Raw genomic sequence first — 15596 nt, 5'->3', positions numbered from 1 at the left:
CGCGGCCGGGCGGTGCGGCCGGGCGGTGCGGCTGAGCGGTGTGGCTGAGCGGTGTGGTTGTCTGCGGCGCCGTCTCGCGCCTTCGGCGCAATTGAGCAGCGGGGCAGGGGGTGCCGGGCCGGGTCCTCGCTGCCGGCCGCCGGGCCGGTGGCGGCTTCCCCTGCCGGGAGCCGAGGCCGATGCCGGACAGCAGGGGGGTTGGGGTACCCCTTAAAAAAGCGCTTGATAAATTAGTTGCGCTATATCAAGCGTTTTTTCAAGGGGTACCCGGACCCCCACCGACCTGATGGTCGGCGATGCGGCCGTGCCGGGCCGTGCCCGAACAGCCCCACCTCCCGCAGCCCGGCATCGGGCCTCGGCCCCGGGCGAGGTGGCCGCCACCGGGCGTTGCGCCCACTGGTCCGGCAGTCGGCGATGTGGCCGCGCCCCGGCACCTGCGCCGCCGCTGCTCAATTTGCGCCGTAGGCGCGAGACGAGAGCCGCACTCAATCGAGTCGCCCACCCCAAACAACGCACCCCCGCCCCGCCATTGACGCACGTGGCGGAGAGATCTTACGGTCGCGTTCGAAGAAACGAGCGCTGGTCGATATGCCGAATAGCCGCGAAACCGCGACGTCGCGCAGTCGCGACACCCGAAGAGATGGGCCGCCATGCCGCAGATCCCTTCCGCTTCCGACTCCGCCCGGTTCACCCTCGACCCCGCCTTCGCCGTCGGCGAGGTCAACCCCCGCCTCTTCGGCTCGTTCGTCGAGCACCTCGGACGCTGCGTCTACACCGGCATCCATGAGCCGGGCCACCCGGCCGCCGATGAGGCCGGGCTGCGTACCGACGTCCTCGCGCTCATCCGCGAGCTGGGCGTCAGCGTCATCCGGTATCCCGGTGGCAACTTCGTCTCCGGCTACAAGTGGGAGGACGGCGTCGGGCCGGTGGAGTCGCGTCCGCGCCGGCTCGATCTCGCGTGGCGTTCTACCGAGACCAATCGGTTCGGTCTCTCCGAGTACATCGACTTCGTCCGCAAGGTCGACGGTGAGCCCATGATGGCGCTCAACCTCGGCACACGCGGTGTCGCGGACGCCCTTGAGCTGCAGGAGTACGCCAACCACCCGTCCGGCACCGCGCTCGCCGAGCTCCGGATCGGCCACGGTGACAAGGATCCGTACGGCATCGGGCTGTGGTGTCTGGGCAATGAGATGGACGGCCCCTGGCAGACCGGGCACAAGACCGCCGAGGAGTACGGACGGCTCGCCGCCGAGACCGCCCGCGCGATGCGGCAGATCGACCCGGACGTGGAGCTCGTGGCCTGCGGCAGTTCCAACCAGTCGATGCCGACGTTCGCCACCTGGGAGGCGACGGTCCTGCGGGAGACCTACGACCTCGTGGACCACATCTCCCTGCACGCCTACTACGAGGAGCGCGACGGCGACCGCGACTCCTTCCTCGCCTCGGCCGTGGACATGGAGTCCTTCATCGAGAACATCGTCGCCACCTGCGATCACATCGGCGCCCGGCTGAAGTCGAAGAAGAAGATCAACCTCTCCTTCGACGAGTGGAACGTCTGGTATCAGACCCACTACCACAACGCCGAGCCGCTCAACTGGGAGGAGGCCCCGCGCCTCCTGGAGGACAACTACTCCGTCACCGACGCCGTCGTGGTCGGCTCGCTGCTGATCGCGCTGCTTCGCCACGCCGACCGCGTCACCGTCGCCTGCCTCGCCCAACTGGTCAACGTCATCGCCCCGATCATGACCGAACCCGGCGGCCCGGCCTGGCGGCAGACCACCTTCTTCCCCTTCGCGCAGGCGTCGGCCCATGGGCGGGGGAGGGTGCTGCAGGTCAACGTCGACAGCCCGGCGTACGAGACGGCCGTCTACGGCGAGGTCCCGCTGCTGCACGCCACCGCCGTCCTCGACGAGTCCACCGGCGCGGTGACGGTCTTCGTGGTCAACCGCGACCAGCACCGCCCCCTCCCGCTGGAGATCGCCCTGCACGCCATGCCGGTGACCCGCGTGGTCGAGCACACCGTCCTCGCCGACGCCGACCCCGAGGCCCGTAACACCCTCACGGACCCCGAGCGCGTCACCCCGCACCCCGGCGAGGGCACGGCGCTCGCGGACGGCGCCCTGCGCACCACGCTCGAGCCGATGTCCTGGAACGTCATCCGCCTGGCCTGAGCGCCTGGGCAGGGACGACGTCCGTGAAGGGCCCCGCCCGGGGATGCCGGGCGGGGCGGACCGGGAGTCGGGTCAGGCGTCCGGGTCGACGCCGACCGTGAGCGTGCCGCGGTAACCGGCGGACGGGGTGCTGCCCAGCGCCGTCACGGCGAGCAGCCCGGCGGCGGTGCCGCCGTTGCCGTAGATGCCGTCGGCGGACAGGGGAGTGCGGGGAACGGTGTTGGTGGAGTACGGGGAGAGCTTGGCCACCGCCTCGGTGATCTTCTCGTCGAAGAAGAGCTGTCCGGTGTGGATCTCGTTGCCGCCGGTGAACGAGCCGTCCGAGGTGAGCGTGACGTCCGTGTGCACCTTGAGGTGGACGTGGATGCAGCGGCCGCGGTACCAGCCGGGGTAGATGCCGGTGAGGTTGGCCACCCCGTCGGCGCCGGTGAGTACGGCACCGCGCAGGAACTTGCCGTTGTCCGGCTCCTGGTGGCCGTTGTTGCCGACGAAGCCGGAGTACTCGCCGAGCGCGTCGCAGTACCAGATCTCCACCAGCGCCTTGTCGAGCGGTGCGCAGGTGGCGGTGTCCACGACGGTGAGAGTGAGCTGGAGCGGGACTCCCTTCTTGTCCTCGGCGACGTTGGAGCGTACGAGGGCGTGGTCGAGGTAGTACGGGCCCTCGGTGAGCTCCTTGGTGAGTGTGCAGATGGCGGCGGCATCGCGGGCCGCTGCAGTACCAGTGCTTCTGGTGGCGGTGGAGGCCGTCTCGGAGCGGGCGGCGGCCGTGCCCGCGCCGATTCCGATGGCCGCGGCGGCCGCGCTTCCGGCGACCAGTACGCGTCGGCGCCCCATGGGGGCGGAGGATAAGTCTGTCATGAGCATGGAAAGGTAGGGGCGGTATCTGTGGGACGCCTGTGGATTCGGCAAAGTCCGTTCCCGTCAACTCTGCTTATGGACAACTCCCTTGCCGTAAAGGGGTGTTGACAGTGTCACAAGCGCTTACTAGCTTCTTCCGGGATGGCTGCTGTCCGCCGGGGCGGTCTTGACCGCACCGCCCGGCGTCAGGGCCCCGCACCCGTCAGAGCCGCACCTTTGGTGATCTCCACCGGCCTTTGTGATCAGCGTGCTTGCCCGCTCATCCGCGTCATCCCGCAAGCGATTACCGCTCCCGTGTGGAGATCCTCCGAATGAGAGGACTCCCCCATGCGCTCGACGCACGACCACGGCACCACGGACGACATCGGTGACCTCACCAGCGCCACCCATGCCACCAGCGCCTTGAGTACCCCCGTCACCGCCCGCAACCGACGCCGACTGACGGCTGTCGCCGCGGGCGTCGCCGCGACGCTCGCCCTCGGCGGCCTCGCCACGGTCTCCGCCCATGACGCGGACTCGGCCGACTCCGCACGCTCCGAGAGCACACAAGCCACCGCCGCGCGTCTCTTCGCCGAGACCACCCCCATCGGCTTCGGCGCCGGCACCACGGGCGGCGGAAACGCCACCGCCACCACCGTGACCTCCCTGGACGCCTTCAAGGCCGCCGTCACCGGCGACAAGGCCAAGGTGGTCAAGGTCTCCGGGCTGTTCTCCCTCACCGGCCAGGTGGACATCGGCTCCAACACCACCGTGCTGGGCGTGGGTTCGGGCTCCGGTTTCACCGGCGGCGGACTGCGGCTGAAGGAGGCGACGAACGTCATCGTCCGCAACCTCAACCTCAGCAAGCCCCGGAAGCCGTCCGACGCCATCACCGTGCAGAAGTCCACGAAGGTGTGGATCGACCACAACACCCTCTCCGCCGACCGCGACCACGACAAGGACTACTACGACGGTCTGCTGGACATCAGCCACGGCTCCGACGACATCACCGTCTCCTGGAACAGATTCGCCGACCACTTCAAGGGCAGCCTGGTCGGCCACAGCGACAACAACGCGAGCGAGGACACCGGCCACCTCAAGGTGACGTACCACCACAACTGGTTCACGAACGTCTACTCCCGCATCCCCAGCCTGCGCTTCGGCACCGGCCACTTCTACGACAACTACGTCCAGGGCGCGGAAACCGGTGTGCACTCCCGGATGGGCGCGCAGACGCTGGTGGAGAACAACGTCTTCCGTGACACCGAGGTGGCCGTGACCACCAGTCGGGACAGCGACATCGACGGCTATGCGGTGTTGCGCGGCAACGACCTGGGTGGGGCGGCCACGGAGGTGTCCCAGACCGGCAGCTTCACCACCCCGCCGTACGCGTACACGGCGGAACCGGCGTCCTCCGTCGTGGCGACCGTCACCGCCCAGGCGGGCGCGGGCAAGCTCTGAGACGCGGATGCGCCCCGCCCAGCCGTCAGGACGTACGCATCCGGCCCCGTCGTCAGGACGGACGCACCCGGCCTCGTCGTCAGGAGGGCAGCACCCACATGGGGTTGGCGTAGAACCACAGATCGCGCCAGGGATCCGCATCGCCCGGCACATCCATCGCCGGGCCGTGCGGATCCACCGCCGCGCCCCGCGCGCCCACCGCCGTCCGGTTGCCGTCGGTCCCGCGCAGCCGTACATACAGCGGACGGTCCACGGCGCCGAGGTCGTAGGAGAGCCGCACCGACCCCGACGTGCGGCTGATCGCGAACGACTTGACCACTTGAGCGCGCGGCGCCGTGAATGTGTCGCGGTCGCCCACCGCCCCCGTGACCTCGCCCTGGATGACGTCCACTCGCGCCAATGTGGGTATGAATCCGGCCCAGTTGGGACCGTTCGCCAGCGCGATGTCCATATCGAGCCGCACCCGGGTGCCCCGCTCCACGTGCAGAGTGCCGCCGAGGGTGACCGAGCGGCCTCCGCCGGCGCTCCCGCCGCGACGTTCGCCGCCGCTGAGCCGCGCGTCGAGGCCGCTGATCAGGCCGCCGTGGTCCACCCAGACCCGGCCCGCCCGGATGCCGTCCATGACGGCGGCGTACGAGAAGTCCTCGGCGCCCACATGGGTGCGGCTGTACTGGCCCGGCCAGTAGTCGTTCTCCTCCAGATCCAGCCCGCCCCGGTACACCGGGTCGTCCTGTCGCCCGTTGGTCTCGTAGTCGCTGCCGGGGCCGCGCATCGCGGTGTCGGCGTAGACGTTGTGGGAGTCGGAGTTGGCGGTGATCCACCACGGCTTGCCCTCGGCGAGCAGACTGTCCCACAGCCCGCCCACCGTGGCTGTCATCCAGTCGAAGCCGCCCCAGGTGCGGTACGACTCGGCCGGGTACGCGGCGAAGGACTGGGGGCCGGGGGCGTTTTCGTACAGCCCGCGCGCACCGCCCGGACCCTGTGCGGAGGCCGGGATCCCGGCGGCCTGGTGGCCCGGCGCGCCCTCCATACCGACGGCGATCCGCGGCTGGGCGTCCCGCCAGCCGCGGATCTCGTGCGGGGAGTCGAGGCCCTTGCGGGCGGGGTGGTTGGCGAGCATCAGCGCGGCCTTGACGCGCCGTCGGCGCACCGCGTCGGAGAGGAAGTCAAGACCGGCGATGGCCAGGGCCTCGTTCTGCGGGGTGGAGTCGCCGGCGTTCTTGACCGACCCGTCGAAGGAGGTCTCGAACTCCTTGAGGACCGCCACCTCGTCACGGCCGGGGTGGACGAAGACCGTGCCGTGTTCGGCGCCGGGGATGTTCCACTCCAGCCCCTGGAAGACCAGCGCGTCCCGGTGGGTCTCGCGCGCCTCGCGGATGTCGGGGTTGACCTTCTCGACCCCGATCCGGGCGTGGGTGATGTTCCCGTGGTCGGTGATCACCATCCAGTCCAGGCCGTGCCGGGCACCCTGCCGCACCTGGTCGATGACCCGGTACTTGCCGTCGTTGCTGTACTGGGTGTGGATGTGATGGTCCCCGGCCAGCCACAGATAGCCGCCGCCGTGATGCCGGGAGCCGGGCGCCGCGCGGGTCGCCGCGACGGCGCGCGCGGCGCCGCCGTCCAGCACGCTCACGGCACCGAGCCCCGCGCCCAGCAGCCCCGCGCGGCGCAGCATCGAGCGCCGGGAGAGCTGGTCGGGGGTCAGCTCCTCGTCCCGTACGGACAGGTCGAGAGCCGGGGGAAGGCTGTGCACCGCGTGTTCATCATGAGGGTGGTGATGTCCGGGAGCCATGAGCGCGAAGGTAAGGAACGAGGTTGAACACCAGCCGAACACCGCACGCCCAACAGCCCCTCGTCACCGGTCATCAGCCGAGAGGATGTCTCCTTGAGAATCATCGGACGCTTAGCCGTCGCGGCCGCGGCGGCGCTCACGCTCTGCGCGACCACATCCGGCGCCACGACCGCGGTGGCGGACGCCAAGGTGCCCCGGACCGCCGGGCCCCCCGGAGTCGCCACCGGCACGTTCAATGTGCTCACCTACAACGTGGCCGGGCTCCCCGAGGGCCTGTCGTCCGGCCATCCCGCCAAGAACACCCCGCTGATATCGCCCCGGCTCGGCGCGTACGACATCGTGAACGTCCAGGAGGACTTCAACTACCACGCCGCGCTCTACGCCGGTGACGACCATCCGTACCGCACCCCCACCAGCGGTGGCGCGGCCTTCGGGGACGGCCTCAACACCCTCTCCGACCTGCCGTACGACGACTTCGGGCGGGTGAAGTGGAACCGGTGCAACGGCACCGACTGCCTCACCCCGAAGGGCTTCACCCTCGCCCGGGTGCGGCTGGCCGAGGGCGCGTATCTCGACCTGTACAACGTGCACGCCAACGCGGGGACGACGGACGCCGACCTCGCCGCGCGCCGCGCCAACGTCACCCAGCTCTCCGACTACATCACCGCCAACTCCGCCGGCAACGCGGTGCTCGTCATGGGCGACACCAACACCCGCTACACCCGCGCCGCCGACAACATCCGCGACCTGGCCACCCGCAACGGCCTCACCGACGCGTGGGTGGACCTCGTCCGTGGCGGCTCGGCGCCGCCCGCCGGTTCCGACGCCCTCGTCTGCGACCCCGAGAACGTCACCGACACCTGCGAGGTCGTGGACAAGGTCCTCTACCGCTCCGGCCCGCTGCTCTCGCTCGCCGCCGCCCGGTATCACAACGAGCACACGTCGTTCCTCGACGCCGACGGCAAGCCGCTGTCCGACCACTATCCGCACACCGTGGACCTGTCCTGGCGCACCTCCGGCGCCCTGCGCGCCAGCGACCAGTTCGGCGGTCCGCACGGCACCGCCTTCAACGACGCCGACGACCTGTCCGCCGCACCGCCCGCGCCCCGCACCCTCACCCTGCGCGGCGGCTCCCGGCTGGACGCGGTGTCCCTGGCCATGGACGGCGGGGCGGCCCTCACCCACGGCGGCACGGGCGGCACCCCGGTCTCCCTCACCCTCGGCCCCGCCGAACACCTCACCTCCGTGACCCTCACCCGGGGCCAGAAGGACGGCCGTACCCGTGTCTTCTCTGCGGCGTTCACCACCGACACGGGCCGTACGGTGACGGCCGGATCGCCCACGTCGGACGCCGCCACCTATACCGCTCCCGCGGGCTGGCGGATCGTGGGGTTCACCGGCCGCGCCGGTGACGAGATCGATAAACTCGGCGTCCTTTTCGCGCCACGTTAGGCCAGTAGGCTTCGGCCCATGCGTGATCTTGTGAGTGGCTTCGGTTACCTGATGAAGGGGCAGCGCTGGGCGGCCCGGCACGGGAGATGGTGGGGGTTCGGGATGATTCCCGCCCTGATCACCCTCGTCGGCTACGCGGCGGCCCTCGTCGCCCTCTTCTTCTGGACCGATGACGTCATCGCATGGGCCACGCCCTTCGCCGACGACTGGTCCTCACCCTGGCTCGGCATCTTCCGCGGCGCGCTCACGATCCTCTTCGCCGCCACCTGCCTCTTCCTCGCCGTCCTCACCTTCACCGCGGTCACGCTCCTGGTCGGCCAGCCCTTCTACGAGTCGCTCTCCGAGCAGGTCGACCGCTCCGAGGGCGGCGCGGTCCCCGACTCCGGCCTGTCGATCTGGGCGGAGCTGTGGATAGGGCTGCGCGAGGCCATCGCCCTGCTCATCCGCGTCACCCTCTGGAGCGTGCTCTTCTTCGCGCTCGGCTTCATCCCGGGCGTCGGCCAGACCGTGATCCCCGCGCTGGCCTTCTGCGTGACCGGCTTCTTCCTCACCGAGGAGCTGACCTCGATCGCCCTGCTGCGCCGCGGGATCCTGCTGAAGGACCGCCGCCGCATGCTCCACTCCCGCCGCCTCCTCGCCCTCGGCTTCGGCGTCCCCCTGGCCCTCCTCTACCTCCTCCCCCTGGTCGCGGTCTTCCTGATGCCGGGCGCCGTCGCGGGCGCGACCCTGCTGGTCCGCGACCTGACGGGCGAGGACGAGGACGCGGCGCCGCAGGGCGAGACGGCGGGGGGCCCGGCGGGAGCCTTGAACGGCGCGCTGTAACGGGGCCCGGCGGGAGCCTTGAACGGCGCGCCGTAACGGGGCGTCGTAAGGGCCTGCAGCGCAGTGGCTACCAGGCCGTCTTGGGCGCGGGCCACCAGCCGGCCCGCTCGGCCGGGGTCGCGGGCGAGCCGGTGATCCGTGGGAGGACATCGGTCACCGCGGACAGCTCGCCGCTCGCGATGGCCTGATACCACGAGATCCAGCTCTCGATCTGCACTCCGCTGACGCCCAGCCGCCACCGCCGCGCGAACGCTTCCTCCACGGTCTCGGGGACATGGCGGTAGGGCCGCCCGGTGGCCGAGGCGATCCGGGCGACCACTTCCCCAAGAGCGAGCGCCTCGGGCCCGGGGCCTCAACGGGTCGTGGTCGCGACCACGGTGAGGATTGAGCGGACCTGGGCGGTGATGGCTTCGCGGTTGTGGACGAAGTCGGGGTCGGTGATCTGGCCCGTGGTGGGGTCGGTGTTGTTCGGGCCGAATTGCAGGACCGGGGTGTGTAGATGGCCGCCCGGGGCCTTCAGGCCGACCGCGTCGCGCAGCAGGGTGGCCCGGTAGGCGATCTCGTTGGAGAGGTAGTCGCCGCCACCGCCCGCGCGGGCCGTCGAGCCGGGGGTCGGGCCGTTCGGCCGGACCACCGGGGTCGTGGCGCCCGCCGGGATCTCGGTGACCTCGGTGTGGTCGTAGACGGGGGTGGAGCCGGTGTCCGCCGCGACGATCTTCTCGTAGGGGAGGGTGGTCGTCGTCCACTGGGGCTGGGGGTGCTGGGTCGGCACATCGGACGGGATGGGCGCGGTCTCGGTCCGGGAGATGTTCGCGTTGTCGGGGTAGCCGCCCCGCCAGGCGCCGTTGGTGCGTTCGACGTCGAAGCGGCCCACCCGGCCCTGGCTCACCGTCATGAACGCGTCCACCCGGCGCGGGCCCGACTGGAAGGCGGGCAGCAGCGTCCGCTCGACCGTGCCGTCCGCGAAGTCCGTCCAGCGGACGGGGAAGACGGCGGTCTCGACGCGGGCCGGGCCGCTGTCCGTACGGATCGTTGTGCCATCCAGGGCGAGCGCCGCCGCGCCGGAGGGGTTGGAGCGGCGTACGTCGTCGTCCAGTTGGAACGGGTCGAAGCCGGTGACCACGATGCGCTTGATGTGCTTGCCCGCCGGGAGGTCGAGCGAGTCCTCGCCGCGCGAGGTGCGCTCCAGGGCGCGCAGGAGCGCGGCGCGGCGGGCGTCGGTGAGCGGGAAGCCCGGCCGCCACTCGCCGAGTGCGCGGGTCATGCCGAGCCGCGCCCAGTACAGCGGCCGGTCGTCGTCCCTGCTGAGGTCCCCGCCCGCGGGGCCCCGGCCCTGTACGCGGTCCACCGCCCGCTGCCACAGGGCCCGGCCCTCGCGGCTGATCACTCGCTCGGCCTCGGCAGGGGACTCTACGCCCGCCAGTGCGCGGGCGAAGTCCGGCGCCGCGTCGTCGAACCCGCTGCGGCGAAGGATCTCCTGCGGCACGGCCTTGTCGAGCCGTTGCTCCTCCACGGTGGGGGCGGCGGTGGTGTCGGCCATGGCCGTCGCCGGGGTGGCGAGGGCCAGGGGAGTGGCGGCGAGCAGGGCGGCGGCGAGCAGGGCGAGCCGGGGGCGAATCGGTCTCATGCGGGGTCCTCTCGGGTGAGGCGTGACGGATGACGGGGGCCGGATGACGGAGGCCGGGGGCCGGGGGAAACGACAACCCCTCCCGTACCGTGCTCTTGAGCACGGTACGGGAGGGGAACCGATGAGCTACAGGGCCGCGCGCCGCGGAGCCGCTCAGCGCGTCGAGAACGAGTGCAGGGTCGTCGACCGGTACGTCTGCCCCGGCCGCAGCACCGTCGACGGGAACGACGGCTGGTTCGGCGAGTCCGGGAAGTGCTGGGTCTCCAGGGCGAAGGCGTCACCCTGCCGGTAGACCTTCCCCGACGTTCCCGCGAACGTGCCGGTCAGGAAGTTGCCGGTGTAGAACTGCACTCCGGGCTCGGTAGTGGCGATCCGCATCACCCGGCCGGACTCCGGCTCGGTCACCGTCAGGAAGTGCTCGGGACGGCTGGTGATGCCCTTGTCCAGCACGAAGTTGTGGTCGATCCCCTGCCCGTACAGCACCTGCTGGTGCGCCTCCCGGATGTCCCGGCCGATCTCCTTGGCGCGGCGGAAGTCGAACGGGGTCCCGGCCACCCTGGCGAGTTCGCCGGTGGGGATGAGGGTCTTGTCGACGGGGGTGTAGCGGGCGGCGGCGATCTCCAGCCGGTGGTTGTAGATGGAGCCGCTGCCCTCCCCGGCCAGGTTGTAGTACGTGTGGTTGGTGAGGTTCACGACCGTGGCCTTGTCGGTCGTGGCCTCGTAGTCGATGCGGAAGTCGCCCTCCGCCGTGAGCGTGTAGTCCACGCGCACGGTGAGCGTGCCGGGGTAGCCCATCTCGCCGTCGGGGCTGACCCGGCGCAGGGTGAGCCCCACGTCCGCGCCCTTGTGGAACGCCGCCACGGACCAGACGTGCTTGTCGAAGCCCTTGTCGCCGCCGTGCAGGCTGTTCGGCCCGTCGTTGATCGGGAGCTGGTACTTCTTGCCGTCCAGCGTGAAGGCGCCGCGGGCGATGCGGTTGCCGTAGCGGCCGATGAGGGCGCCGAAGTACGGGCTGTTGGCGACGTAGGAGTCCAGGTCGTCGAAGCCGAGCGACACATTGGCGCGGCGGCCGTGCCGGTCGGGGATCTCCAGGCTCTGGACGATGCCGCCGTAGCTGAGCACGCGCAGCCGGGTGCGGCCGTTCTCGATCGTCCAGCGGTCGACGTCCGTGCCGTCCGCGAGCGTGCCGAAGTGTTCCTTCACCGCGCCTCCCTTGCCCGCGGAGTCTCCCCCGCTGCCCGCGGAGTCTCCTCCGCTGCCCGCGGAGTCTCCTCCGCTCTTCGCGTGGGCGGTGCCGGTCGTGGCGGCCGATGCCGCCAGTCCGGCCGCCGCCGCAGCCGTGATCACCGTGCGTCTGCTCGTGGTCATATGCGGCTCCCTGAGGCTAGATCCAAGAGGGACAGCTGACGGGGTACGACCCGGCAGCCGACGGGCCATGACCCCGCGGTCGAGGGGGCGTCACCCCGCGGTCGAGGGGTGACGATCCCGCGGTCGAGGGGTTAGTTACGACCCGACCTTGCGCTTGTTCCAGACATCGAAGCCGACCGCCGCCAGCAGCACCAGACCCTTGATCACCTGTTGGTAGTCGGTGCCGATGCCGACCAGCGACATGCCGTTGTTGAGCACCCCGAGCACCAGACCACCGATGATCGCGCCGAGCACCGTGCCCACACCGCCGCTGGCCGAGGCGCCGCCGATGAACGCGGCGGCGATGGCCTCGAGCTCGAAGTTGAGGCCCGCGCTGGGGGTGGCGGAGCCCAGCCGGGCGGCGAAGACCAGACCGGCGAGGGCGGACAGCACCCCCATGTTGACGAAGACCATGAAGGTGACGCGCTTGTCCCGGACACCCGACAGCTTGGCCGCCGGCTGGTTGCCGCCGAGGGCGTACACATGCCGTCCGACGACGGTGTTGCGCATCACGAAGCTGAAGATCACGAAGAGCCCGGCCAGGACCAGCAGCCCGTACGGCGCCCCGTGCCAGCTGGACAGCGTCATGGTGAAGGCCATCACGGCGGCCACGATCGCGGCGCACTTGACGAAGAACAGCCCCAGCGGCACCACGTCCAGCTCATAGGCCGCCCGCTGCTGCCGGCCCCGCCACTCCTGCCAGACGGCGGCGGCACACACGACGAGGCCGATCACCATGGTGGGGTTGTGGTACTGCGTGTACGGGCCCATCTCCGGGATGAACCCGGTGCTCAACTTCTCGAAGCCGTCGGGGAACGGCGACAGCGACTGCCCGTCGAGCAGGATCTGGGTGCCGCCGCGGAAGGCCAGCATGCCGGCCAGGGTGACGATGAAGGACGGGATGCCTATGTAGGCGATCCAGAAACCCTGCCAGGCCCCGGCCACCGCGCCGAGCAGCAGGCACAGGACGACCGCGAGGCCCCACGGCATATCGTGTTTGATCATCATCGCGCCGGCGGCCGCGCCGACGAAGGCCACGAGCGAGCCGACCGACAGATCGATATGTCCCGCGATGATCACGATCATCATGCCGATCGCGAGGATGAGGATATAGCCGTTCTGCTGCACCAGGCTGGTGACGTTGCCCGGCCGCAGCAGGATGTCGTCCGACCAGATCTGGAAGATGACGATGATCAGGGCGAGCGCGACCAGCATCCCGTACTGGCGCATATTGGACCGCACGCTCTCCAGGAGCAGCGTCCCGACGCTGGAGGAGCCCTTGGCCGGTGGTGGGGCCGGGCTCTCGGTCTTCTGGGTGGCCGTGCTCATCCTTCGTCTCCTCTGTCCCTCGTCATGTGGCGCATCAGAACTTCCTGCGTCGCCTCGGCCCGGGGAACCTCCCCGGTCAGTCGCCCGGCCGCCATCGTGTAGATCCGGTCGCACATCCCCAGCAGCTCGCCCAGCTCGGAGGAGATGAAGATGACGGCCTTGCCCTGGGCCGCCAGATCGTTGATGACCGTGTAGATCTCGTACTTGGCCCCGACGTCGATGCCACGGGTGGGCTCGTCGAGGATGAGCACTTCGGGACCGGCGAAGATCCACTTGCTGAGGACGACCTTCTGCTGGTTGCCGCCGCTGAGCCGGCCGACCCGCTCGAAGACCGTGGGGGCCTTGATGTTCATGGTCTTGCGGAACCGTTCGGCGACCCGTGACTCCTCGTGCTCGTTGACCACGCCGCGGCGTGCCACCTTGGTCAGCGAGGAGAGCGAGACATTGCGGCTGATGGTGTCGTCGAGGTTGAGGCCGAAAGTCTTGCGGTCCTCGGTGACGTACGCGATGCCGTGGTCGATCGCCTCCGGGACGGTGCGGGTACGGACCTCCTGGCCGTCCCGGAACACCCGGCCGCCCGCGTAGCGCCCGTACGCCCGCCCGAAGACGCTCATGGCGAGCTCGGTGCGGCCGGCGCCCATCAGCCCGGCGATGCCGACGATCTCACCGCGCCGTACGTTCAGCGACACCCCGTCCACGACCTTGCGCTGCTGGTCGATGGGGTGGTGGACGGTCCAGTCCTCGACGGCCAGGGCCACCTCGGAGGCGTCCTCGCCCTCGTACGGGGTGCGGTCGGGAAAGCGGTGGTCGAGGTCGCGGCCGACCATGCCGCGGATGATGCGGTCCTCGGAGACCTCGGGGTCGGCCTCGGGGGTCTCCCGGACGGTCAGGGTTTCGATGGTCTGGCCGTCACGCAGGATGGTGACGGAGTCGGCGACGCGGCGGATCTCATTGAGCTTGTGGGAGATCAGGATGCAGGAAATGCCCTGCGCCTTGAATTCCAGCAGCAGATCCAGGAGCTTTCCGCTGTCCTCGTCGTTGAGCGCCGCGGTCGGCTCGTCCAGGATGAGCAGCTTCACCTCCTTGGAGAGCGCCTTGGCGATTTCCACCAGCTGCTGTTTGCCCACCCCGATATCGGTGACACGAGTCTGCGGCGAATCCGTCAGACCGACCCGCTTGAGCAGCGCGGTGGCGTGTCTGAGGGTTTCGTTCCAGCTGATGAGGCCGCGCCGGGAGTGTTCATTGCCGAGGAAGATGTTCTCGGCGATGGACAGGTAGGGGATCAGCGCCAGTTCCTGATGGATGATGACGATGCCGCGCTGCTCGCTCGCGCGGATGTCCTTGAAGGCGCACGCCTCGCCGTCGAAGAGGATCTCGCCGTCGTAGCTGCCGTGCGGATGTACCCCGCTGACCACCTTCATCAGGGTGGACTTTCCCGCGCCGTTCTCCCCGCAGAGGGCGTGGATCTCACCCTGGCGGACGTGGAGATTGACATTGGAGAGCGCCTTGACACCGGGGAACGTCTTGGTGATGGAACGCAATTCGAGAATGGTGCTCATAGCCCGGTACCGCCCTACTTCAGCTGCGACGCGGTGTAGTAACCCTGGTCGACCAGCACCTGGGTGTTGGACTTGTCGACGCTGACCGGGTTGAGCAGGTAGGTCGGCACGACCTTCTTGCCGTTGTCGTACGACTTGGTGTCGTTGATCGGGGGCTTGCCGCCGGTCAGCTCCGCCTTGGCGATCTGCACGGTGGCCTTCGCCAGCTTGCGCAGATCCTTGTAGATGGTCTGTGTCTGCTGGCCCCGGATGATGGACTTCACGGAGGCGAGCTCGGCGTCCTGACCGGTGACCACCGGATACGGCTTGGCCTTCGTGCCGTAGCCGGCGCTCTTGAGCGCCGACAGGATGCCGATGGACATGCCGTCGTACGGCGAGAGAACGGCGTCCACGTCGTTGGTGCTGTACGCCTTGTTGAGCAGGTCCTCCATGCGGTCCTGGGCGGCGCTCCCGCTCCACTTCTCGGTGTAGAGCTGATTGAGACTGGTCTGCTTGGAGCGGACGACCAGTTCCTTCTTCTCTATGTACGGCTTGAGCACGCTCATCGCGCCGTTGTAGAAGTACCGGGTGTTGTTGTCGTCCGACGACCCGGCGAACAGCTCGATGTTGAAGGGGCCCTTCCGGCCCTTGGCCAGCCCCAGCTTGTCGACGATGTACTGGCCCTGGAGCCTGCCGACCTTTTCGTTGTCGAAGGTCGCGTAGTAGTCGACGTTCTCCGTGCCCAGCAGCAGCCGGTCGTAGGAGATCACCGGGATGTTGGCCTCATGGGCCTGCTTCAGGACGTCGTTGAGCGCCCCGCCGTTGATCGGCGCGATCACCAGCAGCCGATGACCCTTGGTGATCATGTTTTCGAGCTGGGCCACCTGGGTGCGGACGTCGTCCTCGCCGAACTGCAAGTCCGTCTTGTAGCCCGCCGCCTGGAACTGCTTGGCCACATTGCGGCCGTCGGTGATCCACCGCTCGGAGGACTTCGTCGGCATCGCGATGCCGATCGTGCCTCCCTTTTCCTTGCTCTTGTACCGGCTGCCGCCGACCGCCTCCTGGCCACAGGCCGTGGCGGTCAGCGAGAGCGCGAGGAGGCCGGCGCCTATCGCCGCGGCTCGTGCTCCTCTTACCGTGCGCATGGTGTTGGGGTCCTT

12 protein-coding genes are annotated in these 15596 nt (G+C 69.5%); 4 read left to right on the top strand and 8 right to left on the bottom strand.

The features are described 5' to 3' along the window. Positions 1–650: 650 nt before the first annotated feature. The gene (locus CGL27_RS16440) at positions 651–2171 is read left to right on the top strand and encodes an alpha-N-arabinofuranosidase (protein WP_119987823.1); all 1521 of its coding nucleotides are present in this window, start codon (positions 651–653) and stop codon (positions 2169–2171) included. 72 nt (positions 2172–2243) lie between these two features. On the opposite strand, the gene CGL27_RS16435 is transcribed toward CGL27_RS16440, so the two are convergent. After that, entirely contained in the window at positions 2244–3035 is a 792-nt protein-coding gene (locus tag CGL27_RS16435; protein ID WP_119987820.1) for an intradiol ring-cleavage dioxygenase, read from the bottom strand. Between the two features lie 321 nt (positions 3036–3356). On the opposite strand from CGL27_RS16435, the gene CGL27_RS16430 reads away from it, so the two are divergent. Beyond that, complete coding sequence (locus tag CGL27_RS16430) at positions 3357–4469, top strand: pectate lyase (protein ID WP_119987817.1); 1113 nt, start codon at positions 3357–3359, stop codon at positions 4467–4469. Between the two features lie 79 nt (positions 4470–4548). Here CGL27_RS16430 and CGL27_RS16425 read toward each other — a convergent pair whose 3' ends face one another. Then, on the bottom strand, positions 4549–6261 hold the full coding sequence (locus tag CGL27_RS16425; protein WP_240450516.1) for a PHP domain-containing protein: 1713 nt from the start codon (positions 6259–6261) through the stop codon (positions 4549–4551). 93 nt (positions 6262–6354) lie between these two features. On the opposite strand from CGL27_RS16425, the gene CGL27_RS16420 reads away from it, so the two are divergent. Then, on the top strand, positions 6355–7713 hold the full coding sequence (locus tag CGL27_RS16420) for a jacalin-like lectin (RefSeq protein ID WP_119987811.1): 1359 nt from the start codon (positions 6355–6357) through the stop codon (positions 7711–7713). A gap of 18 nt (positions 7714–7731) precedes the next feature. Further along, a complete protein-coding gene (locus CGL27_RS16415; protein ID WP_119987808.1) occupies positions 7732–8535 on the top strand; it encodes an EI24 domain-containing protein in 804 nt (267 codons plus the stop codon). Positions 8536–8602: 67 nt separating this feature from the next. Here the strand turns inward: CGL27_RS16415 and CGL27_RS16410 are convergent, their stop codons facing one another. From CGL27_RS16410 to chvE, 6 genes are all read right to left on the bottom strand, one after another. Then, on the bottom strand, positions 8603–8854 hold the full coding sequence (locus CGL27_RS16410) for a hypothetical protein (RefSeq protein ID WP_205587707.1): 252 nt from the start codon (positions 8852–8854) through the stop codon (positions 8603–8605). Between the two features lie 33 nt (positions 8855–8887). Next, entirely contained in the window at positions 8888–10162 is a 1275-nt protein-coding gene (locus CGL27_RS16405) for a pyroglutamyl peptidase (protein ID WP_119987805.1), read from the bottom strand. A gap of 153 nt (positions 10163–10315) precedes the next feature. Beyond that, entirely contained in the window at positions 10316–11530 is a 1215-nt protein-coding gene (locus CGL27_RS16400; protein ID WP_119987802.1) for an aldose epimerase family protein, read from the bottom strand. 135 nt (positions 11531–11665) lie between these two features. After that, on the bottom strand, positions 11666–12898 hold the full coding sequence (gene mmsB, locus CGL27_RS16395; protein ID WP_119987799.1) for a multiple monosaccharide ABC transporter permease: 1233 nt from the start codon (positions 12896–12898) through the stop codon (positions 11666–11668). Continuing rightward, entirely contained in the window at positions 12895–14457 is a 1563-nt protein-coding gene (mmsA, locus tag CGL27_RS16390; RefSeq protein WP_119987796.1) for a multiple monosaccharide ABC transporter ATP-binding protein, read from the bottom strand. Before mmsA ends, mmsB begins: the two co-directional genes overlap by 4 nt. Positions 14458–14471: 14 nt before the next feature. Next, complete coding sequence (gene chvE / locus CGL27_RS16385; RefSeq protein ID WP_119987792.1) at positions 14472–15581, bottom strand: multiple monosaccharide ABC transporter substrate-binding protein; 1110 nt, start codon at positions 15579–15581, stop codon at positions 14472–14474. Positions 15582–15596 lie beyond the last annotated feature (15 nt).

Origin of the sequence: Streptomyces sp. 11-1-2, assembly GCF_003595545.1 — a bacterium.
GTDB classification, from domain to species: Bacteria; Actinomycetota; Actinomycetes; order Streptomycetales; family Streptomycetaceae; genus Streptomyces; species Streptomyces hygroscopicus_B.
Note: the sequence above shows the minus strand (reverse complement) of the source record. Positions and strands in the feature narration are given on the sequence as shown.